Consider the following 23708-nt stretch of genomic DNA (forward strand, 5'->3'; position numbering starts at 1 on the left):
CTTCTGACCACGTGACGAACGAACACGAAACAGCCCCGTCGCACGCGGGTGCGAAACGGGGCGAAAAAACGGCCAGCGGGCAAGGCGACTGCGTCCGGGGGGCGTAGAAGACAGGAAGGAGAAAGGCTGACTGGACTCGGCGTGCTCGCATGGCCTGGCCTCCCGCGCGATCAGGGCGCAGAACGGAGATTTCGGCATGCATCGGCAGCATGGCGCTCATTGAGCGTCCGGTCGGTGCAAGGACATGCTCCGCCCGTCAGGCTGCCAAGTCAAGGCAAAACCGGGCAAATGAGAAAAAAAGTACATGGACTGACGTAAAAAGAGTGCTCCGCGTTCCAATTGTGACACATCCGCATCACGCTCCGCCCGCGAGCACCCGCCACACCTTCGGGAAATCCGCCATCAACCCGTCCGCCACGCTGACGCCGGAGCGCCGGACCGGTTGCCCGGCAGTCGGGCAGCCCACCTGCCCGGCCACTCCGCAGTCCGGCTGTCTGGCGAAGCACTACTCGTCGTTGGGGGCGATGAACGCGCCAGCCAGCCCCGGCCCACCCGCCAACGCGCTGGCGGCATCGGACGCGTCCGCCCCGTACGGCTCGGCCTCGCTTTCCTCGAAGCGCACCACGAAACTGGCGCCCGCAAGGCCGGATATCACCTCCAGCCGCCCCCCGAGTTGGGCCACCAGGCTGCCCACCAGTTGCATGCCCAGTGTCGTGCCACCGGCGGGGTCGAAGCCTTCCGGCAGCCCCACGCCATCGTCGGTGACGTGCACTTCCACCTGCCGCCCCTTGCGCCGGGCGGCAATGGAGATGCGCCCCGCATCACGGCTGGGGAAGGCATGTTTGATGGCGTTGGTGACCAGTTCGTTGAGAATCAGCCCGCAGGGGATGGCCGCCGACACCGGCAGGAACAGTGGCGGCAGCTCCAGCGCCAGTTCCACCTCGGCATCCACCGACGACAGCACCAGCTTGCGCGCCAGCCGCTCCACGTAGTCGGCCACGTTGACGCTGGCCAGGTCGTTGGCGCGATACAGTTCCTCGTGCGCCAGGGCCATGGAGGCCACGCGGTTGCGGCTTTCGATGAACCGCTCGCGGTCGGCGGCACCGTCGGCATAGGCGGCCTGCAGGTTCAGCAGGCTGACGATGAGTTGCAGGTTGTTCTTGACCCTGTGGTGCACCTCGCGCAGCAGGATTTCCTTTTCGCGCAGCGAGGCGCGTATGCCTTCCTCCGCCGCGCGGCGGGCCGTGACGTCCTCGGCCACACCAGCCACGCGGTAGACGTTGCCGTCACCGTCGCGCACGGGAAAGGCCCGGGCATGCACCCAGCGTACCCCGCCGTCGGGCCGTACGATGCGGAACTCCGCATCCACCGGCGTGGCCGAGGTGGCGATGCCCGACATGGCGGCACGCAGGCCCTGGCGATCATCGGGGTGCACGGTTTCCATGGCCGTGCCGTGCACCTGCATGGCGTCCCGCACCGGACGCCCCCAGACCGTTTCGTAGGCCGGAGAAAGATACAGCAGCCGGTCACGGACCAGATCGCGCACCCAGAACACCTCGCTGGTGTTCTCCATCAACTGGCGGAAGCGTTGCTCGCTTTCCGCCAGGGCCCGTTCGAATTCCCTGCGCTCGGCAATTTCGCGGCGCAGGCGGCGGTTGGCGTCTTCCAGATCCTCGGTGCGGCGGCGCACCAGGTCTTCCAGCGTTTCGCGGCGGCGCCCCTGTTCGCGCAGCAGTTCGGCCCGCAGCAGGCAGCGCACCAGCGCCCGGTCGAGCACGGCCATGTCCTCGATGGGCTTGATCACGAAGTCCCACGCGCCAAGACGCAGGGCCCGCGCCAGTTCCCGCACCTCGCTGGTGCCGGACACCACGATGACCGGCACCGTGGGATCCTGCGCGGCAATGCGGGGCAGCACCTCGGCCCCGCTCTTGCCGGGCATGCGCCAGTCCAGCAGCACCGCGTCTGAGCCGCGTTCGTCGAACAGCGTCAGCGCGTCGGCCCCGCCGTCCGCCTCGCGCACGGCATAGCCCGCCTCGCGCAGATAGCCGCATACGGCGGTGCGGGCCACCGGGTCGTCGTCCACCACCAGGATGGAAGGAATGCGTTCCGCGGGTTGGCGAGGGTCCATGCGATCTCCTGAAGCTGTTTCCGCGCGAGGCCGGGCGAAAGGACCGTCTGGACAGCCCCTAGCGGGGCAGCAGCAACCACGCTGGCCCCGGCGCATCGAGATGTCCGGCCACGGCGGCCGCACGGTCGCCCGCGCCGCAGAACAGGTCGATGCGATAGCCCTTGATGGCCCCGCCGGTATCCTGCGCAAGGCCAAGGCCGGTCACCGCGCCGCCGCCTGCCGGTTGCGGCACCGGGGCGGAAAAGGCCACCAGCGCGCCGGATGGCAGCACGGAACGGTCGGTGGCCAGGCTTACCCATGGGGTCAGCGGCCTGCCCGTGCACCCCAGCGGACCGCTGGCGCTGCCTTCCTCCATCCGGAAAAAGACGTAGCTGGGGTTGGTGTTCATGAGTTCCCGCGCCTGCGCGGGGTGACTTTCCAGCCACTGGCGGATGGCGGGCATGTTCACCCCGTCGGGCGGCAGCTCGCCCCGTTCCTTCAGGATGCGCCCGATGGACACGTAGGGCCGCCCGTTCTGCGCGGCGTACAGCACGCGGGCTTCGCTGCCGTCGGTAAAGCGGACCCTGCCGGAACCCTGCACCTGCAGGATGTACACGTCCACGGGGTCCGCCGCCCAGGCCAGTTCCAGCCCCTTGCCGCGCAACGCACCGGCGTCGATTTCCGCACGGTCGTAATAGGGCCGCAGCACGCGCCCCTTGGGGCCGTTCACCACCCGGTAGGTCATGCGCTGTTTGCCGGAACCGGAGCCGGTCACTTCCGTCACGCGCATGTCCGGCGGGGTGCGGTAGATGGGGTGCGTATAGCCGGGCGCGGGGGTGCGGCTGGCGCGCAGCACCGGCTCGTAGTAGCCGGTCCAGGCGGTGTCCACGCGCAGCCAGCGAAACCGCTGGGCCAGCAGGCCGGGATTGGCGTCCAGTTGGGGCAACAGGCCGGACAGCTGGCGCAGGGCGGCCATGAAGTCCGCGTTGGTCACGCGCAGTCCCATGCGGTCCAGCGCCACGCCTCCGGCGGGGCGGGTGGCCATGTAGGAAAGGCTTTGGGTCAGGGCCGGGGCAAGGTCGTTCCACGAGGCAAGCCCCTGGCTGCGCGGGTCCATGGCCGCGATGGCGGCGCGGATCTCGTCGGGCGCGGCTTCGGTGTAGGCGGGCAGCGGCGGCAGCGACAGGGCCGGACGCGCCGGTGCGGGGGCCTGCGCCGTAGTGGGGATTTCCGGCTCGGGGACCGCAATCCGGGGAGCATGCGCGGCGCAACCGGAAATGACCAGCGCCAGCAGCAGCGCCCCGGCGGCGCGGGCGCATGCAGGCACACAGGCCCCCCCGAATGCAGATGGGCCGGATGCGGCAGCGGATAAGACGGCAGAGGAAACAGCGGATGACACAATGGACACGTGCGAGCCCATGGAGCAGGACAGGCCGCGCACGGCTTTGGCTTTCACGCCAAAATGGCGTACGAATCGACACACCGCGCCACGCGGCAGGAGGTTGCGAAACATATGGACGGCTTTCCCGTGCCGGAAATCTGGTTGGCCCATCGCGTGTCCTACGGTGAAACGGACATGATGGGCGTTGTGTACTACGCGGAATACCTGCACTTCTTCGAACGCGCCCGCAGCGAATTCATCCGCTCGCGGGGCATGGGCTATGCCACCGTGGAAGAGCGCGGCATCATCCTGCCGGTGCGCGAGGCACGCTGCCGCTACCGCAGCCCGGCCAAATTCGACGACCTGATCCAGGTGCGCGCGGGCATCAGCGAATGGGGCCGCGCCTCGCTGACCTTCGTGTACGAGATTCGGGACGAGGGACGCAACAGGTTGCTTGCCGACGGCATGACCCAGCATGCCTGCGTCAACCCGCAAGGCAAGCCGGTACCGGTGCCCGACTGGCTGAAAGACCTGTTGAAATAACGGGCCATTCGGGCACTCACGCGAAATACGGCGCACAACTGCATGCACTTCACACGATGAATGTGCCTGCTCGCTTGACTGGTCAGTGGACCGGGCGTAGGGCAAGGCCCATGTTCCTCGACGTCCACACCCACGCTTTCCATCCCAAGATCGCGTCCAAGGTCCTGCAACAGCTGGAATCGCATTACGGCATCTCGCCCGTGGGCGAAGGCGTGGTGGAAGATCTGCTGCCCCGCGCCAAACGTGCCGGGCTGGACGGCGTGGTGGTGCACTGCGCCGCCACCGCCGCCGCGCAGGTGGTGCCCGCCAATGCCTTTGCCGTGGAATTGCAGCGCCACCACCCGGAAGTGGTGGCCTTCGGCACCGTGCACCCGGAATATCAGGACTGGGAACACCAGTTGGACCGGCTGCGCGCCGCAGGCATCCGGGGGCTGAAGCTGCACCCGGAATTCCAGGGCTTCCGTCTGGACGACCCGCGCCTGTTGCCCATCATCGAGGCGGCGCAGGACGACTTCGTGTTCATGTGCCACATCGGCGACAAGCTGCCCCCGGCGGAAAACCCCTCCTGCCCGTACAAGCTGGCCGCCCTGCTGGATGCCTTTCCGCGCGCCCGGTTCATCGCCGCGCACCTTGGCGGTTACCTGCACTGGAAGTACGCGCTGGAAGCGCTGGTGGGCCGCGAGGTGTGGATGGACACCTCCAGCAGCCTCTCGTTCATCGACGACGCCACCTTGCGCGCCATCTTCGACCGGCACGACCGCGAGCGCATCCTGTTCGGCAGCGACTACCCGCTGTTCGACCCCGCCGACGAATGCCACCGTCTGCAACGGCGGCTGGACCTTTCCGACGGCGAGATCGAGGTGCTGCTGTCCAGCGCGGCCACCCTGCTGGGGCTCAACGGGCAAACGAACGCCGCCGCGCCTTCCGCATAGCTGCGAGGCACGACGGCACGGCAGGCGGCACATCTGGTAACGCGCCGGGCGGCACGTCGGGCGTCTCACCGGCAGACAATGCCGTGGGCGCACGCGTCTACACCAGCTGCAGGTATCCGATGAAATTGTCGATGCCGCGCAGACGGCAGTCCGCGTAACGGCGCACGTAATCCTCGAAGGTCATGCGCCGCCCGTAGATGTTGTACGTGGCCTCCGCCCCGCCAAAGCTCAGCCCGTGATGGGCGGCCACCTGCGGGTGGATGGGCAGCTCGAATTCCGGGTACGGGTCGGTGAAGCCGTCGCGTACCGCCGGGGGCAGCGGGTCCATGCCCAGCGCCGCCAGCACGCCTTCCGCCACGTGCAGAACCAGCCGCCGGTTGGGGTGGTTGATGGTGGCGAACAGCCGCTCCTGCTTCCACAGGGACTTCACCAGTTCCACCGTGGGGGCCACCACGGCGGGGATGCCGCCCGGCAGTACATGCCCGGCTGCGTCATTACCCTGACCTTCATGGCCCCGGTCAACGCCATGGCCCCCCACCTTACCCCGGTCCCCTTCCGCGTCTGCCGCCACGCCCGCTCCGCGTTCCTTGTCCCGCTCCACATCCAGCGATGCGCGCAGCATGGCGTCCAGGTCATACTTGGCCGCGATGTCGCCATGCAGGTACACGTGCAGGATTTCCGTCATGCCAAGGCCCATGGATACCAGCCGGTCCAGGAACGCATCGCCGAAATCCATGGGACTCTTGTTGGTCCAGAACGGCCAGTAGCCCGTGAACAGCATGTTGGGCAGGCGCAGCACCCGCGCCGCCGGGTTGACCATGGCCAGCAGCCGGTCAGAGGCGTGGTCGTCCCACTTTTCGCCCAGATGCTGGTACAGGAACAGTTCGCAGCCGGAAAGTTCGGCGGGGGCCACGCGCTCGCGCAGATAGTTGGTGTACCGGCGGATTTCGTAGCGCGCGGCAAACTGCGGCGAGGCGGCCAGAAGCTTCGCCAGCGGGTCGCCCTGGCAGTTGGCGTGGATGAGGCAAAGGCTGCGGTGCGGTGTGGTCATGGGAATCTGTGCGAGGACAAGCGGCTGGGGTTGCGGGGCGGGTGCCCCCGGAATGCGCGGGACTGCGGAATCGGACGGACCGTCAACCAAGGGCAACCAAGGACAAACAAGGCCAGTCAGGGACAGACAGCGGCAGGCAGGGTGACTACCGGGCATGAATGTCCGGAAAGGGCCATCCGTCATCAACTGTTCGGCGGGGGCGCCCGTTTTCTTTACATCCCCCCCCGATTGTGGAACACTATCTTGTGGGCATGCGTCCAATGACATGCCCCAAGTGCCGGGAGCCACTGTGCCCGGCTTGTACACCCAACCCCCCGTACAGACAATGCTCATCGCCGTCCGCGCGCGACGCGTCATACCCCTCGCAGGTGAGGGTCCGTCACGAGACCCGCGCGACCTGTTTTCGCCGCCCCGTGTTCTCGACGACCATGTCGTTGTGATCCGGGGCGTTTTCTTGGACGGCGCGTGCGCCACGCCGTCCGACGTGGATGTCCCTGATGGCACGAATGTTCCTGCTGGCGCGGATGCCCCTGATTGCGCGGATGACGCGGCCCGCATGCTCTCCGGGCTGCGCGGCGGGGTCATCGAGGCCGTGGAGCCCATGGAGGCCTTCCGCCGCCGCGCGGGCGTGCCTCTGACCGACCTTGGCGCCGTCACCCTGACGCCCGGCGTGGTCAACTGCCACACCCATCTCGAACTCTCGCACCTGGCCGGGCGCACCGTGCTGGGCGGCGGCTTCGTGCCATGGGTAAAAAGTCTGTTGCCGCTTGCCGGGGCCGACACGCCTCCGGAAGTTCGCGCCGCCGCGCTGACCGAAGCCGCCCGCCAGCTTGCGGCCTGCCACACAGCCCACGTGGGCGACATCACCGCCGTAGCCCCCGCCGCCGTGCGCCGGGCCATGCAGGCCGCGTCCATCGGCTGCTCGCACTTCGCGGAAGTGTTCGGCTACCGTTTCACCACTCCCGACGGAGAACCGGCAGCCCCGGCAGACACCGCCGCCCTGTGGCCGCGCGCCATGGCGGAACTGGCGTCCGATCTGACTGCGGAGGATATCGCTCTTTCCGGCCCGCCGGGAGCATTCCCTGCCACCAACGCGCCCTTCCCCATCCACCCGGACGCCGCGCTGGCCGGACATGCCCTGTACTCCACTCATCCAGTGGCCATGGCCGCCGCCCGCCGCTGGTGCGAGCGCAACCACCGTGTCTTTTCCCTGCATCTGGCCGAACACCCGGACGAGGTGGAATTCCTGACCACCGGGCGCGGCGCGCTGGCCGACCTGCTGGCCGTGCGCGTGCTGCCGCCGGGTTTTGCCGCGCCGGGCATGCGCCCCGTGCCCTATGCCGCCGAACTCGGCCTGCTGGACGAAGGCACCCTGGCTGTGCACTGCGTGCACCTGGACGCGGCGGACATCCGCCTGCTGGCCGAATCGGGCGCGCACGTCTGCCTGTGCCCCCGCTCCAACGCAGCCATCAACGTGGGCACGGCCCCGGCCCGCGCCCTGGCCGAAGCGGGCGCGCCGCTGTGCCTGGGCACCGACAGTCTGGCCTCGAACCACGACCTGGACCTGTGGAACGAGGCCCGCGCCCTGCGCGACCTGCCAGCCGGGCACGACCTGCCCGCCGCCGCCCTGCTGCGCCTGCTGACCGTGGGCGGCGCATCCGCCCTGGGCCGGGGCGACATCGGCGCCATCGTTCCGGGCCACCGCGCGCGACTGGCCCTGCTGCCCCAAGATTTCTCCCAAGCACTGGGGACAACCCCGTAACCCCCACACACCCACATGCAGCACGCACAACGCCCCACGTGGCCCCACAAGGACCTGCTGGACGTCACCCAGCTGACACGGGCAGAGCTGTTCCACCTGCTGGACACGGCGGCCCAGTTTCACGACATCAACCGCCGCCCCGTGAAAAAGGTGCCCACCCTGAAGGGCAAGAGCGTGGTGCTGTTCTTCGCGGAGCCGAGCACCCGCACCAAGACCTCGTTCGACGTGGCGGGCAAGCGGCTTTCCGCCGACACCTTCTCGCTGGCCAAGAGCGGGTCCAGCCTGTCCAAGGGCGAAAGCCTGAAGGATACCGCGCTCACCTTGCAGGCCATGACGCCGGACATCATCGTCATCCGCCACTCGTCCAGCGGCGCGGCGCAGTTTCTGGCCGAACGGCTGGACTGCTCTGTGGTCAACGCGGGCGACGGCTGGCACGCCCACCCCACCCAGGCCCTGCTGGACTGCTATTCGCTGCGCCAGGTCTGGGGCGACACCTTCGAGGGGCGCACCCTGCTCATCCTTGGGGATATCGCGCACAGCCGGGTGGCCCGCTCCAACGTGCACCTGCTCTCGTCGCTGGGGGTAAAGGTACGGCTGTGCGCGCCGCGCACCCTGCTGTCCGCCGGGGTGCACAACTGGCCGGTGACCATCTTCAACCGGCTGGACGACGCCGTGCAGGGCGCGGACGCGGTGATGTGCCTGCGCCTGCAACTGGAACGCCAGCAGGCGGGCCTGCTGCCCGACCTGCGTGAATACGCGCAACGGTTCTGCCTGTCGCCCCGGCATCTGGCCATGGCCGCGCCGGGCGCGCGGGTGCTGCACCCCGGCCCCATGAACCGGGGGCTGGAAATCTCGTCCGTGCTGGCCGATTCGCCCGAAAGCCTGGTCCTTGACCAGGTGGCCGCAGGCGTGGCCACGCGCATGGCAATCCTTTTCCTGCTCGCCACCCGCACCGGCATAGAGCAGACCGCCGACAACGGAGGCCGCGCATGACCGCCACCACTTCCCCTTCCCTGTTCCTTCGCAATGCCCGCCTGCTGGGGCGCATGGTGGATGTTGCCGTGGCCGACGGGCGCATCGCGTCCGTGACGGACAGCGGCGCGGGCAGCGCCCCCGCCGGGGCGGAGAACATCGACGCCAAGGGCATGGTGCTGTTCCCGGCCTTCATCGACGCGCACACCCACATGCGCGAGCCGGGGCAGGAGTACAAGGAAGACATCGCCAGCGGACTTGCGGCAGCCGCCCACGGCGGGTTCGGGGCCGTGCTGTGCATGGCCAACACCAGGCCGGTCAACGACGACGCCTCCATCACCCGCGACATGATCGACACCGCCCGCCGCCACTGGCCGCACGGCCCGCGCCTGTACCCCATCGGCGCGGCCACGGTGGGGCTGAAGGGCACGGAGCTTGCTCCGCTGGCCGAACTGGCCGAGGCGGGCTGCGTGGCCTTTTCCAACGACGGCGCGCCCGTACCGGATACCGAAATGTTCCGCCGCTGCGTGGAATATGCCGCCGATCAGGGCAAGGTGGTCATCGACCACTGCGAAGACCCGTACCTGGCCAAGGGCGCGCACATGAACGAGGGCGAAACCAGCGGGCGCATAGGGGTGAAGGGCCAGCCGGACATCGGCGAGGCGCTGCACGTTGCGCGCGACATCCTGCTGGCCGACTACCTGAAGCTGCCCATTCACCTTGCGCATATCTCGTGCCGCCGCTCCGTGGAGCTGATCGCCTGGGCCAAGCAGCGCGGCGTGCCGGTAACGGCGGAAACCTGCCCCCACTACCTGCTGCTGACCGACAGGGAACTGCTGGGCTACGACACCAAGGCCAAGGTCAACCCGCCCCTTCGCACCGACGACGACGTAGCCGCCCTGCGTGAGGCGGTGCAATCCGGCGTCATCGACATCCTGGCCACCGATCATGCCCCGCATGCCGCGCACGAAAAGGAAACCCCGCTGGACGAGGCGCCCAACGGCATCACCGGCCTTGATACCGCCGTGGCCCTGACCTGGGGGTTGGTACGCGAAGGCGTGCTGACGGAGGCGGATTTGATCCGCCTGTGGGCGACGGAACCTGGGAAGATATTCGGGCTGCCCGTGAACGGATTCGGCGTGGGCGACCCGGCGGATTTCTTTCTGCTGGACCCGGAAGAGAAATGGGTGCCTTCGCGCGAGACCATGCACTCGAAGAGTCTGAACACGCCGTTTCTGGGACGGGAGCTGGTGGGCAGGGTGAAGGCGTTGTGGCTTGGCGGGGTGAAGGTGGTGTAGGGGGGCGGGGGTAAGGCCGTGTCCGGCGGGGAGAAATAGTGTTGTGCCCCACTGGGAAGGCTTCTACGTATACAGTCCTGCCCTGTTGACCACGCCCGATTTCGTTATGCCTCCGGCGGGATGGGATGATGTCGTGCTTTATTGGTGAGGTTTCTACGAAGACACGCCAGCCCTTTTGACCTCGCCCGATTTCGTTATGCCTCCGGCGGGCAAGGGGCCATTTAGCGATAGCCCCTTGCATCCCCGCGCTCCAGGGGGGCGCAGCCCCTTGGAACGCGGGGGTGCAGGGGGTGTTCGTTACAACACCCCCTGCCCGCCGGAGGCATAGCGAAATCGAGGGTGGCCAAAGAGGCGTGACTGCCTTCGTAGAAGCCGTACCCAACAACGCTCAACCCTTTCCACTTCCCTTTATCTCAACCCCTTACCCCCGCCCCCGATAGCCCCCACCCCACTCCCCCTTGCATCCTCCGCCACTTTTGTGCATTTTGGCACAATCAGGCGGACACACTTCCCGTGCGCACGCACCCAGTGTTGCCCCATCCGGTGCCGCCAGCCATGGCTGGCCCGCATCCACCGGTCAGCCGGTTCACGGCCACCACCCGCGCCCCGTCACAGCTAGCCACCTTGACTTTTCGGGCCGCGCCTGTGATGCACGGATGGCACCGCGCCCGAGGGCGCGCTTTTCATCATTTTCAGGAGGACAGGGATGAGCCAACCTTTCAAGGACGCCATAGCCATCTGCAAGGCCATCCTTCGCAACGGCTACGACGCCTACGTGGTCAACGCGCAGTTGCAGAAGGAACTGCTGCAGGGCCGCGAAACCGAAATCGACATCGCCTGCGAGCCCGACTACGAAGAGCTCGGCAAGCTTTTCCCCAGCCTCGAGCGCTCCAACGAAGAGGGCGTGGTGGCCACCATGCGCGAAGGCGGAGCCCTGATCCGCTTCTACCACACCGATACCGAAGAATCCTCGCACCCGGAACATACCCTGGCCCGCATCACCCCGCGCATGCTGCGCGTGCTGGAGGAACAGGGCAAGATGCCCCCCGCCCTGGCCTGCCCGTACATCGCCCATACCGGCGACGTGTACGAAGGTTTCGAGGATTTCTCCAAGGGCAAGGTGCAACTGCGCGGCATTCCGGATGAAACCCTGCGCCGTAACTACCTGCTGGTCATCCGGGCCATGCGCTTCGCCGCCAACTTCGACCTGCCCATCGAACCCAACTCGTGGATCGCCATCATCCGCGCCGCCAGCCGCGTGCTGGACTACGTGCGCATCTCGGACATCATGGACGAGTGGCGCAAGGTGGAAGCCGAGTGCATGTGGAAGTTCGTCCGGCTGCTGTTCGATTCGCAGGTGCTGCACGGCCTGCTGCCCGAAGTGGCGGCCCTGTCCCGCGTGCGCCAGCAGCGCAATGACGAGGGCGTGGAAGAAACCGTGCTCGACCACACCATCGAGTGCGTGCGCCACTACCCGGAAGGCGAATACAACTACGACTGGCTGGGCACCTTCGCCATGCTGTTCCACGACGTGGGCAAACTGTACACGGCGGAATACTTCGACGGTAAGTGGAACTTCTACCAGCACCACCGCGTGGGTGCGAAGGTAACGCGCAAGCTGCTGCGCCGCCTGCACTTCTCGCCGGAGGACGTGGAACAGGTGTGCCATCTGGTGCGCCACCACATGCGCTTCCACTTCATGCTCACCGACCGGGGCATCCGCCGCTTCAAGTCGCTGGACGAATTCCCCCGGCTCATCGAGATGGCCCGGGCCGACCTGAAAGCCCGCGAAGGCAGCTACACCTACTTCAATCACAACATGAAGTACCTGGAGCGCGCCGAAACGCCGGAGCAGATGCTGGAACCCCTGCTGAACGGCAACGAGATCATGGAGTTCACCAGCCTGCACCCCGGCCCCCAGGTGGGCATGCTGCGCGATGCGCTGCTGAAGGCGCAGGTGGCGGGCGAAGTGACCAGCGTGCCCGAAGCCGTGGACTACGTGCGCGAGTACAAGGCGAAGAATTTCGGCTAGCGCCGGAATTGGAATGCGGCTGGTGCCGCGTGTTGAAGAGAAATGCGGGGGAAGGGACGAAGGTTCCTTCCCCCGTTTTTTGTTGGGGGGAGAGGAGGACGTTGCGCCCTGTTGGATGCGGCTTCTACGAAGACAGTCGTGCGCTGTTGTGAACGCCTGATTTCGTTATGTCTCCGGCGGGCAAGGGGCCGCAGAGCGGCGGCCCCTTGCATCCCCGCGCTCCAGGGGCTGCGCCCCTTGGAACCCCGGGTCATCCTGCACCGCGTTTCTTTCGTCGGCAGCTTCCCTCCGGCGCAGGGCGCCTTCGGGTGATCTGCCGACGGAACACGAATGTGCGTCCGACTCCCGCTAGCATGGCAAAGGGTTGGAGGCGTGCGTGTATCGACAGTAATCCTGCGCGGCGTCCCTGCGGCGGCAGCTTCCCTTCGGCGCAAGGCGCCTTCGGGTGATCTGCCGCCGGTGACGCCAATGCGCGCGAAGCTCCCGAAGTCTTGGCGTTAGTTCGGGTTCTGCATGTACCTCTGGTCGGTCTGCGGTGCACCCGCAACGCCGGAGCTTCCGCCGTCGCAGGGCCTCCGGCGGCGTTCTCCGCCTGCGGGCGCAATCCGCGCGAAAGTTCGTCGGTGAATGAAACGGGAATAAGGCAGAACCCGGCTCCGGAAGAACGCCAAATTATGTAACCGCAACAGGACCGACACTGCCCCCGTCCGGCAGTCAGTGGCTGCTCTGCGCCCGGCAACTCAACCGCGTATGCACCCCCGGTGGTATGTTGCGTCGTTTGGACTGGCCGGTCATGCGCGAAAGGCGCTTTCAGAAAGTGGCCATCACCGCCAGCCGGTAAGCGCCCGCGCCACCTCGCGGCCATCGGAACTGCGGGTAAGGATGTGCACGAAGCGGGCGGCACCCGGCGCAGGCGTATCGGCAGGCGCTGGCAGGCATTGCGCCTCCACCGTGTCGCCGTACACCGTCTCGGCCCGGAAGTGCATGTCCAGCCACACCGGGCGGGATGTCTCCTGCACCTCGTCCGGCACGCCTTCCAGCGCCCAGTCCAGGTAGCGCACGTTGTTCACGTGGCGGTTGCGGTCCATGTCCGCCCGGCGCACCGCGAAGAACCGGGAGGAAAGCGGCGCGGCGTCTTCCGCCGCTGCGGGTGGCCGCCGGTCGCCCAGCAGTCCGCCATCCAGCGCCAGTGGCGGATTTTCCGGCAACAGGGCCGCCACAGTGGGGGGAATCCGCTCCGGCCTGCGGGTGGCCAGGTTGATGACCACCCAGAACGAGGCCCCGCGCGCCACCACCGCCCCGTCCTGCCCCAGCATCAGGTAGTCGCGCCGAAATTGCAGCCGTTCCACCCCGCACGGCCAAGTGCGCACCGTCACCGTCTCGCCCTCCGCCGGCGCGCGCTCCACCTGCACCGCAAGCCGCGCCAGCACCCACGCCTGCCCCTGTTCGTGCAGCGCCGCCAGCGAGAGCCCCAGCCTGTCCGCGTGCACCCCGGCTGCCTCTTGCAGGTAGTCGCAGATGATCTGCGCGGAAACGGTGCCGTCCGGCCCCACCTCGTACCCGCGCACCCGGAAGGTTTCGTGATGCACGCGCAGATCGGCGGGGGCGGCAGGGGCAGGGTTTGCGGAAGAATCGTGGCTGAGCATGGACGGCTCCTTGTCCTGTGGGCGAATGTCCGGCGACGGATGCGTGAACCCTGTCGCACCGCCACGGCATAGCGCCGCGCCGCGCCGGAGTCCACTGCCGTTCTCGCCCCTTGCACGACCATACCGTGCCAAAATACCGCCCTGCCTGCCCGACGGCCCTTGCCGCCACAAGAAAATCCTACCCCCCACCCACCTTGACACTCGACGATCCCACGCCTATCTGTTGCCCCTTCAACAGTTGCAACGGCAACAATAGGACGTCTCGCATGGAACAGAGATTCACATCCTTCGCCTACCGCGTGGGCCAGCTGCGCCGCCTGGTGCTGCTGCTGGCCATAGAGCGCATTACCCCCCTGGGGCCAATAGGCAAGGGGCAGATACCCTTTCTGGCCGAACTCTTTCAGGGCGGCGACGGCGTATCGCAGGAAGACCTGGCGGAAAAGCTGCACTTCGACAAGGGTGCCGCAGCCCGCTCGCTGGCCAAGCTGGAAGCCGCCGGGCTGGTGACCCGCACCGTGAACCCGCACAACCGCCGCCAACTGGTCATCACCCTGACCCCGCAAGCCGAAGCGCTTCGCACCCCCTTTCTGGCCACCCTGCGCGAACTGACGGAAACCATGGTGCGCGGATTCTCCGGCGATGAACGCGAGCAGGCCCTGGGCTTTCTGGACCGCATGATCGGCAACGTGCTGGCCGAGTTGGGCCGCCCGTGCCGGGCAGACAGGCCGGCCAGATCGGGCAGACAGGCAAGAACGGACAGACCGGGTACCCCCGGCACGACATACCCGACTGGCCCGACTGGCCCGGCCTGTGGAGACGCGCAATGAGCCCCGCCTCCTTCCCCTTCCGCGATCCGGCGCACCGCGCCGCCACGCCCCGCCCGGCACCCGCGCCCGTATCGCGCGGGGCGGTGCTGTTCGTGGTCAGCACGTCCATGATCCTCATGCCGCTGATGATGTCCGCCGTGGGCGTATCGCTGCCCGCCATCGGGCGCGACCTTGCCGCCACGGCCATGCAGGTGGGCCTGGTGGAAACCACCTACGTCATGGCCCTTTCGGTGTTCCTGCTGATCATGGGCCGCCTTGGCGACATCTTCGGGCGGCGCAGGCTGTTTCTGGCCGGGCTTGTGCTGTTCACCGCCATCACCGCCGTGCTCTCGCTGTCGCAGTCCATCCGCATGGTCATCGGCCTGCGCTTTCTGCAGGGCATGGGCGCGGCCATGATCGTGGCCAACAGCTTCGCCATCATGCTCGATGTATTCCCGCGCGAGGAGCGCGGCCGGGCCATCGGCATCGTTTCGGCGGCGGCCTATGCGGGCATTTCGTGCGGGCCGCTGATCGGGGGTTTTCTGACCACCCACTTCGGGTGGCGCTGGGTGTTCCTGATGGTGCTGCCCTTCGGCATCTCCGCGCTGCTGCTGGTGTTCACGCGGCTGCGCGGCGAATGGCGCTCGGCCAAGGGGGAACCCTTCGACCTGCGCGGCAGCCTGGTGTACGGCGGGGCCATCGTGCTGCTTACCCTGGGGTCGTCGCATCTGGACGAGGGCACATGGGCCTGGGGGGCGCTGGCGGGCGGACTGGCCTGCGGCGGGCTGTTCCTGTGGCTGGAATCACGCACCCCCTTTCCGCTGCTGGAAGTCACCCTGCTGTCGCGCAACCGGCTGTTCACGCTCAGTTGCCTGTCCGCGCTCATCAACTACGCCTCCACCTTCGGGGTGCTGTTCTTTCTGGGCCTGTACCTGCAATACGTGCGGGGGCTTACCCCTAGTGACGCGGGCCTGCTGATGATCATCCAGCCGGTGATCCAGATGGTGCTTTCGCCCATCGGCGGGCGGCTGGCCGACCGCTTTCCCGCCGAACGGGTGGCCACCGTAGGCATGGTGCTGTGCGCCGTGGGCCTTGGCGTGGCCGCGTTCATCGGGCAGGACACCTCCACCACGCTCACCGTGGTGGTGCTGGTGCTGCTGGGCGTGGGCTACGGCCTGTTCGCCTCGCCCAATGCCAGCGCCATCGTGGGCAGCGTGGAGCCACGCCACCTGGGCGTGGCATCCGGCATGACCAGCACCATGCGCACCCTGGGCATGATGGCATCCATGATCGTGGTGACCATCGTGTTTTCCGTGTTCATGGACGGGCAGCCGGTGTCGGCGGACACCCTGCCGGGCTTTCTGTCCTCCATGCGCACGGCGCTGTGGACCTTCTGCGCGCTGTGCGCGGTGGGGGTGCTGCTGTCGGTGGGACGGGTGCGGGGGAAGCGACAGGCGCAAACCGGCAACGCCCCTGACGATGCACCCTGCAAGGCTGACGGCGGTCGCTGACGCCATCTGACGCCATCTGGCGCCATCTGGCGCCAGCCCTGTTCACGACAGCCACGCGCCATCGCGCAGCAGGCGCGGTCAATGCGGCAGACATGATTCAATAACCGGCGGAACGGGTGGGGGGCTTCCCCTCGCGCCCGTTCCGCTGTATTGCCTGCGGGCCGCGCCTGCATCCCGCGCATTCGCGGGGCGCGCATCCGTGCACATGCATCCGTGCCGCACATACTGGACGAACCCGCCGCGCGGGCTTACCCATACCGTCATGCCGCCCTTGCGGCCCAACCCTTGCCCCCCATCGAGCATGATCGACATACTGAACCTGACCTACGACGAACTGGAAGCGTGGATGACCGACGAACTCGGCGAGCCGCGCTTTCGCGCCCGTCAGGTGTGGCAGTGGCTGTGGCAGAAGAATGCCCGGTCCTTCGACGCCATGACCAACGTTTCCAAGATCACCCGCGCCCGTCTGGCCGAGGTGGCGCGCATCACCTGGCCCGAAGTCCGCACCGTGAAGACCAGCAGCGACGGCACGGTGAAATTCCTGCTGGCCCTGGCCGACGGCGCGCTGGTGGAAACGGTGCTGATTCCCAGCGAATCGCGCGACGGCAAGGTGCGCATGACCCAGTGCCTGTCCTGCCAGGTGGGCTGCGCCATGGGCTGCACCTTTTGCAGCACGGGCAGCATGGGCTTTGAGCGCAACATGACCATGGCCGAGATTCTCGGGCAGGTGCTGGTGGCGCGCGAACACCTGGGCGACGACCGGCCCGATCATCCCATCGTGCGCAACCTGGTGTTCATGGGCATGGGCGAACCGCTGCTGAACCTGAACGAAGTCATGCGTTCGCTGCGCACCCTCAACGACGAATTCGGGCTGTGCTTCTCGCCCCGGCGCATCACCGTGTCCACCTGCGGCATCGAAAAAGGTCTGCGCGAACTGGGCGAAAGCGGACTGGCCTTCCTGGCCGTGTCGCTGCACGCGCCCAATCAGGAGCTGCGGGCGCGCATCATGCCCCGCGCGGCGCGCTGGACCCTGGACGACCTGATGGCCGCGCTGGAATCGTACCCGCTGAAAACGCGCGAACGCATCACCTTCGAATACCTGCTGCTGGGCGGGGTGAACGATTCCATCGACCATGCCCGCGAACTGGTGCGCCTTGTCTCGCGCACCAAGGCCAAGCTGAACCTCATCGTGTACAACCCGGCGGAAGGGCTGCCCTACGAAGCCCCCAGCCAGGCGCGCATCCTGGCCTTCGAGCAGTACCTGTGGTCCAAGAACGTCACGGCCATCATCCGCAAGAGCAAGGGGCAGGACATCAAGGCCGCCTGCGGCCAGTTGAAGGCCTCGGAACTGGCAGGACTGGCGGAACTGGCGGAAGCTGGGGAAGGCGCGGCAGGCCCCGAAGACGAGGACGCGGAATAAGTCTGCCCGCAGCGGGGGCCGTGCCAACGACGCCACATATTCACGACGCGAAAAAGCCCGGCCTTTCGGCCGGGCTTTTTCGTTACCCGTTCGCTGTCCGCCAAACCCACGCGCGGAGAAGAATGCCGGACGCGCCGCACGGTGGCACGGACATGATCGGGTACGCCGCAGCGGATGGGCAAGGCGGACGCGGACCAAGATGATCGAATCGTGCCGGGCTGGTCTGGCACGGGCAATCACCTCGGCGCGTTACGGCATGCGGGCACGGTCACGGCGCTGCCGCGCGCGCCTCGTCCACTTCCCGCGCCGCCGCCACCTCCAGCATCCGTTCCAGCATGCCGCGCTGCCGATCTCCCTGCCGCACGAACGCGCCACCCACCAGAAGCTCGTCATCTTCGCGTCGGGCCGATTCCACGCGCAGGGCGAACAGGGTCCAGCCCCTGCCGTCTGCCATGGGCAAGGCCAGTTCGCACAGCGCGCCCTCCGTGCCTTCCAGCCACGGGCACAGCGACTCGCCCTGGCCGGAAAGCTGGACGCCGTATGGCGACAGCCGGTGCACCCGCACCGGGGCGGGCATGACCTGGCTGCCCAGCGGGCGCAGGTGGGCCGGGTGCGACACCGCCACGCCCGCGTCGGGGGGCGGCGCCTCGCACACGCAGGGGGCCATCATTTCCGCGTCGGGGGGCAGCCCCCGGCAGAACCGGGATTCGTCGGCGCTGTTCCACACCTCCACGGCCAGCGGCGCGGAAAGCGCCCCCGGCCCGGTGCGTCCGCAGCGGCGGCACCCCACCAGATGCAGCACGCCGTCATGCAGCAGCCAGACATCTCGGCTGCCGCAGGTGCAGCAACGCGCCTTGACGATGCCATCGGCACCGCTGGCGCCACCAGTAGTGGAACCTTCGCTCTGTGTGGCTATCGCATCGAGTTGATCGGGCAACGCCCGATGCGCCGTGGCCCGCGCAGCCTCCTCGGCCAACGGCAATGCGGCACGCAATTGCCGGTCCTCGCGCCGCCGGTCGTCCTGACGGCGATCTTCCCGGCGACGATCTTCCTGATGGCGTTCATCCTGACGGCGTTCATCTGGCCAGTGGGCGACCGGTGCATGCACATCCGGATGTCGCTCATCAGGATGCGCTGCCGCCGCCCCGTCCGTTCCGGCAAGGCCGATGCGCGCGTCGGGCGCATCCTCCACTGTCACGGCGGGCATCCCCCCCGCCGTCCGTTCCGTGCTCATGCAGACCTCCACCCACCGGTCCCGCCGGTGATCGGCGGCGCAGCCCCCCGCGCCATTGCCGCCCGCATCCGCACCTTGCGTTCCGCCTGCCCCGCCCCCGAACTGCCTGGAACGTCAGGCACTCCGGGCGCACCGGCCGTCCTACACGGACGCGCGAAACACCCGTTCCACCCGTTCCGCCGCCAGTTGCAGCGGGCGGGGATATTCCTTGGCCAGTTGCACCAGACGCCCCACGTCGCCTGCGGCCACGCCCCAGTGGGACAGTCCGGCGGGCGCGCCCCAATGCAGGAACAGCGCACGCAGCAGCAGCGCGCAACGTTCCGGGGCGTCCCGGTCGCCAGCGGGCAGGGCCGACGGGTTGCCGTCCTCGCCCGGCTCGGCCAGGGCCTCGGCCACCGTGGTTTCCAGCGCCGCCGCCAGTCTGCGCATGGCCGGGGCCTTGTCCTGTGCCACTTCTTCCATCCAGCACGGATAGATGACGGCCAGGGCCATCCCGTGCGGCACATGCGGATGCAGGCCGCTGACCGCGTGTTCCAGCGCGTGCGATTCCCACGACCCGGCACCCAGCCCCACCCCGGTCAGGCCGGACAGCCCCACGCCCGATGCCCAGGCCAGCGCCTCGCGCGCCTCCGTGTCATGGGCATCGGCACGCAGGCGCGTGGCGGCCCGCACGATGGTGCGCAGCAGGGCCTCGTTCTGGGCCAGCACCGCCTCTTCGGCAAAAAAGGGAAGTTCCGTGTCCTTGCGCCTGACACCAGCCGGGGCGGACGCGGCGGGCGTGCCCACCACCGAAAATTCCAGCACATGGCTCATGGCGTCCGCCGCGCCGTTCACGGTCAGGTGCCAGGGCAGCCCCTGCTGGAAGCTCACATCCACGAAGGTTGCCACCGGCGACGGGCAGCGCATGCCCCACTTGTGGCCCGACGCGCCCCGGGTGATCACGGCGTTGCCGTTCATTTCCGATCCGGTGCCGGACAGGATGGACACCGCGAACACCGGCAGCGAACGGGTGACCGGCTTGCGCTCGGCAAAGGGACTCCACGGGTCGCGCCCTTCGGCCAGCAGGGGCACCAGGGCCGCAGCCGCCTTGGTGGCGTCGATGACGCTGCCGCCGCCGATGGCCACAAACCCCGTCCCGCCGCCGTTGGGGGAAATGCCGGCGTGCCCTTCCGCTCCCGTGCCCGCCGCCGCGGCGATGCGCAGCACGGTGCCCAGATCCGGGTTTGCCGTCACGCCCCACACCTCGCTGCGGCGCACGTCCGCTGCGCTCAGGGACGCCACGGCCTGGTCGTACGCGCCCACGCGGCGCGCCGCCTCGCCGCCGCCCACCAGCACCACATGGTCGAGCCCGGCCGCGCGTACCCGCGCGCCAAGCCCGGCCAGAACGCCGGGGCCGAAACGGACCTCCACCGGGTTGTGATAGACGAAATCCTTCATGGCTGTTCCTTCTGCGCCGCGCACCGGTCCGGCCCGATCCAATCCGGCCCGATCCGACCCGACCCGGCCCCGGCTTCCGCGCCGTCCATTGCCGTCCCTTGCCGTTGATGGCCGGACCAGCGAGGCGAGGCGCGGAAATGCTTGCGGGAGCCTGCGGACCCAGCGGGACGGCGGATGCCGTACCCTGTGCATAGCGCATGAGTTTGTCGGAATGGCGTCGGCCGCAACGCGCCGTCGTTGTTTACGCCCTGCGGGCAGCACTCGCGAAATGTGGCCGCCGGACAAGCGGCCCTCGCACGGCCTTTGCGACCACCTTACCTGCACAGCGCCTCGGCCAGTTCGTCCCATGCCGTGGTGCGGCGCGGTGAACGGAACCGCTGGCGCATGTGCCACGGGGCCTTGTCGTCCAGCCCCTCTGCCGCGTGGCGCAGCTTGCCGCGTCCGTACCGGGCGTTGATCCGGTCGGCCACGGCCATCAGCCGCTCGCGCGCGGCGTCGCGTTCCGCCGTGCCGTCGGCCAGGGCCAGCAGGCTGCCCTGCCGGGTGTCGGCCCGTTCCAGGCCGTACAGCATCACCCCGGCCTTGGCGTAGGGATACCCCGGACGAAAGACGCGGTCGAGCCCTTCATGCGCCAGACGGATGAACACCACGCTGTCCGCCGTGGGTACCGGCAGGGGCAAGGACACGCCGTCGTCGCAGCGCAGGGCCGCCTCTTCGTCGTGGCGGGCGGTGCGCACGTGCACGGCCAGTCCCCCGGCCACCAGCCCGGCCCGGCGCAGCTTGGCCCCGGCCAGGGCGGCGTGGGTGGCCAGGGCCTCGCGCAGCATGGCCACGTCGGTGATGCGCCCGGCGAACGAGCGCGAGGACACCACCGTGTGGCGGGGCGAGGGCGGCTCGCCCTGCTCCTCTGCCCCGATGCACGGCACGCCGCGCAACTCCAGCACGGTGCGCAGCCCGGTGACGCTCATGCGCCGCCGCACCCAGTCGTCGCCCGCATCGCGCAACGCACGGGCCGTGACGATGCCCGCCCCGCGCAGCATGCCCGCCAGCCGCCGCCCCACGCCCCACACCGCTTCCACCGGCAGCGAACCGAGCAGTTCGTCCACGCCCATGCCCAGTACCTCGCGGCTGCGAGCCAGATCGAACACCCCCTGGCAGTGCGGGGTGCGCTTGGCCACCCGCCCGGCGATCTTGGCCAGGGTGCGGGTGGGGGCGATGCCCACGGAAATGGGAATGCCCGTCCAGCGGGTCACCCGTTCGCGCAGGGCGCGGCCCACTGCGACGGGGTCGGTGGCCAGCGGCCCGCGCAGGGGCAGAAAGGCCTCGTCGATGGAGTACACCTCCACCTCGGGGGCCAGGGTGCCGAGGGTACGCATGACCCGGCTGGATAGGTCGCCGTACAGGGCGTAGTTGGAGGAAAAGATGGACACCCCCAGCCGCAGCAGTTCGCGCCGCACCTTGAAGGCCGGTGCGCCCATTTCCACACCCAGGGCCTTGGCCTCGTCCGAGCGCGAGATGATGCACCCGTCATTGTTGGACAGCACCACGATGGGCTTGCCGCGCAGGTCGGGCCGGAACAGCCGCTCGCACGAGGCGTAGAAGTTGTTGCAGTCCACCAGCGCCCACAGCTGCCCCGCGAAACCGGAAGAGCCGGGGGTACCGGCAGCGCTGGCGGGATTGGGGGGATTGAGGGAAATGGAAGATGGCGACGCGGCAGAATCAGGTGGAACCTGCCGGGAAGGCAGAAGGGCGGGGCTGGGCATGGCGGATTGCCGTTGGACCTGTGGCGGGCGAGCGCAGGCCGCGCCGTTGCTTGGGGATGGTTTGGGTGCGCGGGTCCGGCGTCCGCGCCGCGCATCGGCAACTTCCCGGACGGTGCCGAATCGGGGTGGCAGTGGCCCCCTCTACAGGGCGTGCACCACGTAGGTCACCACGCCCCAGACGTGCACGTCGTCCCGCCCGGTGATGTCCAGCGGCTCGTAGTCCGGGTTTTCCGGCAGCAGCACCACCCGGCCCGCGCGCAGATGCAGGCGCTTGACGGTAAGTTCCCCGTCCACGGCCACGATGGCCACCTTGTTGTGTACGGGCTCCACCGCCCGGTCCACCACCAGCAGGTCGCCGTCGTGGATGCCCGCGCCAATCATGGACTGGCCTTGCGCCCGCAGGAAAAAGGTGGCCTCCGGATGGCGGATCAGGTGTTCCGCGATGTCCAGCGGCCTGTCCAGATAATCGTCGGCGGGCGAGGGAAAGCCCGCCGCCACCCGCGCCAGCAACAGGGGGCAGGTCACGGACGCGCGCGGCGCAGCGCTGGCCGGGAAAACGGGGGAAACGGGACAACCGGTGGGCATGGGACCTCCTGTGCTGGGGCCAGCATCCCGAAGGCTGACCGTTTGCGGAACTGCGGGGACCCGGCTACCATAGGCCGCGCGCAAGAGGGCCACAACGTGGCCCCGCACCTCCGGACGGCCCCATTCCGGACGGAGGCAGGAGGCGCTCCGGCTGATCCGGAAGGGTGCGCAACCCCGGTCATGATGCATGACGTCCCGCCCAAAACGACGGCAAGAGAAAATCCAGAAAAAATTCAATACTGCGTTTTTACAACATTTTCATGCAACACGAAGCGCCACCTCCCGCATCCGGCCCCACGCCCTGCTCCACGTCGGGATCCGGACCCGCATCCCGGCTTCCGACAGATCGCGCCACTCCGCCCGGTGGCGCCCGCGCGGACATGCCAGCCCTGCCAGATCCGCCAAATCCGCCGGACCCGCCAGACCCACTAAACCCGCCAGACCCGCGCCTGCATCTGCTGCTGGCCGGATGCTACGGCGTGCTGGTGTGGCATCTGCCCCCCCTTGGGCTGGCCGTGGTGGCGGCAGGGCTGGCCGGACTGTTCGTCGCGTCGCCCCTGCGGCGCAGGCTGCGGCCGGGCATGCTGCGCGGCCACGCCTGGTTCGTGCTGGTGTGGGTGGCGCTGCGTTTCGCGCTGGCCTGCCTGGGATCGCCGGAGGTTCCTGACGCGCCGGGAATCGGGGACGCCGGGGTGGGCGGGTTTGGCGAGGCGGGCGGCGTGTTCGGCGCCTTGCGCTTCGCGTGGCCGGACGCCCCCCTGCTGGCGCATGCCGCGCGCGAATCCGCACTGCTGGGGGTGCGGCTGACCCTGCTCATCGGCATCGGCCTTGCGCTGGCGCTGGCCGCGTCGCCCCGCGCGCTGGGGCTGGCGCTGGTATGGCTGCTGCGTCCCGTGCTGGGCGCGCGGGCCTGGCAACCAGCGCTGGGCGTGGCGCTGATGGTGCACTTTCTGCCCATGGCGCAGGGCACGTTCACCCAGGTATCCCGCGCGGTGGACCTGCGCGGCCCGCTGCCCCTGCGGCGGCGCGCCGTGCTGCTGCCCGCCGCCGTGCTGCGCATCCTGGGCCAGCGCACCTGGACCCAGACCGTGGCCGTGGCCGCGCGCGGGCTGGATCACCCTGACGCATGGCAGCCCGACTTTCCCTTCCGCCCCGTCCGCTGGGCCGTGGCCCTGCTGCTGGTGGGGCTGGGCGTGGGCATGACCTGCCTGCCGGGATGACGGGCAGC

At 68.5% G+C, this 23708-nt stretch carries 18 protein-coding genes; 10 read left to right on the forward strand and 8 right to left on the reverse strand.

Translation table 11 applies throughout. The annotated features are described in order from the left end of the window. Nucleotides 1–505: 505 nt before the first annotated feature. Together DESTE_RS07425 and mltA are read right to left on the reverse strand one after the other, a co-directional pair. A complete protein-coding gene (locus DESTE_RS07425) occupies nt 506–2128 on the reverse strand; it encodes a sensor histidine kinase (RefSeq protein WP_035066523.1) in 1623 nt (540 codons plus the stop codon). A 58-nt stretch (nt 2129–2186) separates the two neighbouring features. Then, nucleotides 2187–3434: a murein transglycosylase A gene (gene mltA, locus DESTE_RS07430; protein ID WP_035066525.1), complete on the reverse strand. Its 1248-nt coding sequence runs from the start codon at nt 3432–3434 to the stop codon at nt 2187–2189. A gap of 186 nt (nt 3435–3620) precedes the next feature. On the opposite strand from mltA, the gene DESTE_RS07435 reads away from it, so the two are divergent. Further along, complete coding sequence (locus tag DESTE_RS07435) at nt 3621–4031, forward strand: acyl-CoA thioesterase (RefSeq protein WP_035066527.1); 411 nt, start codon at nt 3621–3623, stop codon at nt 4029–4031. 110 nt (nt 4032–4141) lie between these two features. Beyond that, complete coding sequence (locus DESTE_RS07440) at nt 4142–4963, forward strand: amidohydrolase family protein (protein ID WP_035066529.1); 822 nt, start codon at nt 4142–4144, stop codon at nt 4961–4963. Nucleotides 4964–5060: 97 nt separating this feature from the next. On the opposite strand, the gene DESTE_RS07445 is transcribed toward DESTE_RS07440, so the two are convergent. Beyond that, the gene (locus tag DESTE_RS07445) at nt 5061–6014 is read right to left on the reverse strand and encodes a WcbI family polysaccharide biosynthesis putative acetyltransferase (protein WP_035066531.1); all 954 of its coding nucleotides are present in this window, start codon (nt 6012–6014) and stop codon (nt 5061–5063) included. A 325-nt stretch (nt 6015–6339) separates the two neighbouring features. Here DESTE_RS07445 and DESTE_RS07450 point away from each other — a divergent pair, with 325 nt between their 5' ends. From DESTE_RS07450 to DESTE_RS07465, 4 genes are all read left to right on the forward strand, one after another. Beyond that, a complete protein-coding gene (locus tag DESTE_RS07450; protein WP_425411687.1) occupies nt 6340–7776 on the forward strand; it encodes an amidohydrolase family protein in 1437 nt (478 codons plus the stop codon). A 15-nt stretch (nt 7777–7791) separates the two neighbouring features. Next, a complete protein-coding gene (locus DESTE_RS07455; protein WP_035066536.1) occupies nt 7792–8769 on the forward strand; it encodes an aspartate carbamoyltransferase catalytic subunit in 978 nt (325 codons plus the stop codon). Then, a complete protein-coding gene (locus tag DESTE_RS07460; protein ID WP_035066538.1) occupies nt 8766–10046 on the forward strand; it encodes a dihydroorotase in 1281 nt (426 codons plus the stop codon). Before DESTE_RS07455 ends, DESTE_RS07460 begins: the two co-directional genes overlap by 4 nt. Before the next feature lie 706 nt (nt 10047–10752). After that, on the forward strand, nt 10753–12078 hold the full coding sequence (locus tag DESTE_RS07465) for an HD domain-containing protein (protein ID WP_035066540.1): 1326 nt from the start codon (nt 10753–10755) through the stop codon (nt 12076–12078). A gap of 824 nt (nt 12079–12902) precedes the next feature. On the opposite strand, the gene DESTE_RS07470 is transcribed toward DESTE_RS07465, so the two are convergent. Continuing rightward, entirely contained in the window at nt 12903–13724 is an 822-nt protein-coding gene (locus DESTE_RS07470) for an acyl-[acyl-carrier-protein] thioesterase (RefSeq protein WP_245590770.1), read from the reverse strand. A 266-nt stretch (nt 13725–13990) separates the two neighbouring features. Here DESTE_RS07470 and DESTE_RS07475 point away from each other — a divergent pair, with 266 nt between their 5' ends. The 3 genes from DESTE_RS07475 (at nt 13991) to rlmN (ending at nt 17461) form a co-directional block, all read left to right on the forward strand. Next, nucleotides 13991–14551 (forward strand): MarR family winged helix-turn-helix transcriptional regulator, encoded by a 561-nt coding sequence (locus tag DESTE_RS07475; protein WP_084559397.1) that lies wholly within the window; start codon nt 13991–13993, stop codon nt 14549–14551. Further along, a complete protein-coding gene (locus DESTE_RS07480) occupies nt 14548–16041 on the forward strand; it encodes an MFS transporter (protein WP_035066542.1) in 1494 nt (497 codons plus the stop codon). Before DESTE_RS07475 ends, DESTE_RS07480 begins: the two co-directional genes overlap by 4 nt. Nucleotides 16042–16342: 301 nt before the next feature. Further along, nucleotides 16343–17461, forward strand: coding sequence for a dual-specificity RNA methyltransferase RlmN (gene rlmN / locus DESTE_RS07485; RefSeq protein ID WP_035066544.1), 1119 nt, complete (start codon nt 16343–16345; stop codon nt 17459–17461). Nucleotides 17462–17729: 268 nt separating this feature from the next. On the opposite strand, the gene DESTE_RS17945 is transcribed toward rlmN, so the two are convergent. From DESTE_RS17945 to DESTE_RS07505, 4 genes are all read right to left on the reverse strand, one after another. Further along, complete coding sequence (locus DESTE_RS17945; protein ID WP_035066546.1) at nt 17730–18695, reverse strand: hypothetical protein; 966 nt, start codon at nt 18693–18695, stop codon at nt 17730–17732. 141 nt (nt 18696–18836) lie between these two features. Continuing rightward, complete coding sequence (locus DESTE_RS07495) at nt 18837–20132, reverse strand: iron-containing alcohol dehydrogenase (RefSeq protein WP_035066548.1); 1296 nt, start codon at nt 20130–20132, stop codon at nt 18837–18839. Between the two features lie 314 nt (nt 20133–20446). Continuing rightward, the gene (locus tag DESTE_RS07500) at nt 20447–21895 is read right to left on the reverse strand and encodes a Y-family DNA polymerase (protein ID WP_084559400.1); all 1449 of its coding nucleotides are present in this window, start codon (nt 21893–21895) and stop codon (nt 20447–20449) included. A 141-nt stretch (nt 21896–22036) separates the two neighbouring features. Beyond that, entirely contained in the window at nt 22037–22480 is a 444-nt protein-coding gene (locus DESTE_RS07505; RefSeq protein ID WP_035066550.1) for a LexA family protein, read from the reverse strand. A gap of 380 nt (nt 22481–22860) precedes the next feature. On the opposite strand from DESTE_RS07505, the gene DESTE_RS07510 reads away from it, so the two are divergent. Then, the gene (locus tag DESTE_RS07510) at nt 22861–23700 is read left to right on the forward strand and encodes a hypothetical protein (protein ID WP_035066553.1); all 840 of its coding nucleotides are present in this window, start codon (nt 22861–22863) and stop codon (nt 23698–23700) included. The last annotated feature ends 8 nt before the right edge of the window (nt 23701–23708 follow it).

This window comes from Nitratidesulfovibrio termitidis HI1 (assembly GCF_000504305.1).
In the GTDB taxonomy this organism is placed as follows: domain Bacteria; phylum Desulfobacterota; class Desulfovibrionia; order Desulfovibrionales; family Desulfovibrionaceae; genus Cupidesulfovibrio; species Cupidesulfovibrio termitidis.

Coding starts and splice junctions, on each gene's coding strand:
- DESTE_RS17945 (WP_035066546.1), bottom strand. CDS start 18,695: ATGAGCACGGAACGGACGGCGGGGGGGATGCCCGCCGTGACAGTGGAG.
- DESTE_RS07470 (WP_245590770.1), bottom strand. CDS start 13,724: ATGCTCAGCCACGATTCTTCCGCAAACCCTGCCCCTGCCGCCCCCGCC.
- DESTE_RS07435 (WP_035066527.1), top strand. CDS start 3,621: ATGGACGGCTTTCCCGTGCCGGAAATCTGGTTGGCCCATCGCGTGTCC.
- DESTE_RS07465 (WP_035066540.1), top strand. CDS start 10,753: ATGAGCCAACCTTTCAAGGACGCCATAGCCATCTGCAAGGCCATCCTT.
- DESTE_RS07450 (WP_425411687.1), top strand. CDS start 6,340: ATGCTCATCGCCGTCCGCGCGCGACGCGTCATACCCCTCGCAGGTGAG.
- DESTE_RS07495 (WP_035066548.1), bottom strand. CDS start 20,132: ATGAAGGATTTCGTCTATCACAACCCGGTGGAGGTCCGTTTCGGCCCC.
- DESTE_RS07460 (WP_035066538.1), top strand. CDS start 8,766: ATGACCGCCACCACTTCCCCTTCCCTGTTCCTTCGCAATGCCCGCCTG.
- DESTE_RS07440 (WP_035066529.1), top strand. CDS start 4,142: ATGTTCCTCGACGTCCACACCCACGCTTTCCATCCCAAGATCGCGTCC.
- DESTE_RS07425 (WP_035066523.1), bottom strand. CDS start 2,128: ATGGACCCTCGCCAACCCGCGGAACGCATTCCTTCCATCCTGGTGGTG.
- DESTE_RS07445 (WP_035066531.1), bottom strand. CDS start 6,014: ATGACCACACCGCACCGCAGCCTTTGCCTCATCCACGCCAACTGCCAG.
- DESTE_RS07505 (WP_035066550.1), bottom strand. CDS start 22,480: ATGCCCACCGGTTGTCCCGTTTCCCCCGTTTTCCCGGCCAGCGCTGCG.
- DESTE_RS07455 (WP_035066536.1), top strand. CDS start 7,792: ATGCAGCACGCACAACGCCCCACGTGGCCCCACAAGGACCTGCTGGAC.
- DESTE_RS07475 (WP_084559397.1), top strand. CDS start 13,991: ATGGAACAGAGATTCACATCCTTCGCCTACCGCGTGGGCCAGCTGCGC.
- DESTE_RS07500 (WP_084559400.1), bottom strand. CDS start 21,895: ATGCCCAGCCCCGCCCTTCTGCCTTCCCGGCAGGTTCCACCTGATTCT.
- rlmN (WP_035066544.1), top strand. CDS start 16,343: ATGATCGACATACTGAACCTGACCTACGACGAACTGGAAGCGTGGATG.
- DESTE_RS07480 (WP_035066542.1), top strand. CDS start 14,548: ATGAGCCCCGCCTCCTTCCCCTTCCGCGATCCGGCGCACCGCGCCGCC.
- DESTE_RS07510 (WP_035066553.1), top strand. CDS start 22,861: ATGCCAGCCCTGCCAGATCCGCCAAATCCGCCGGACCCGCCAGACCCA.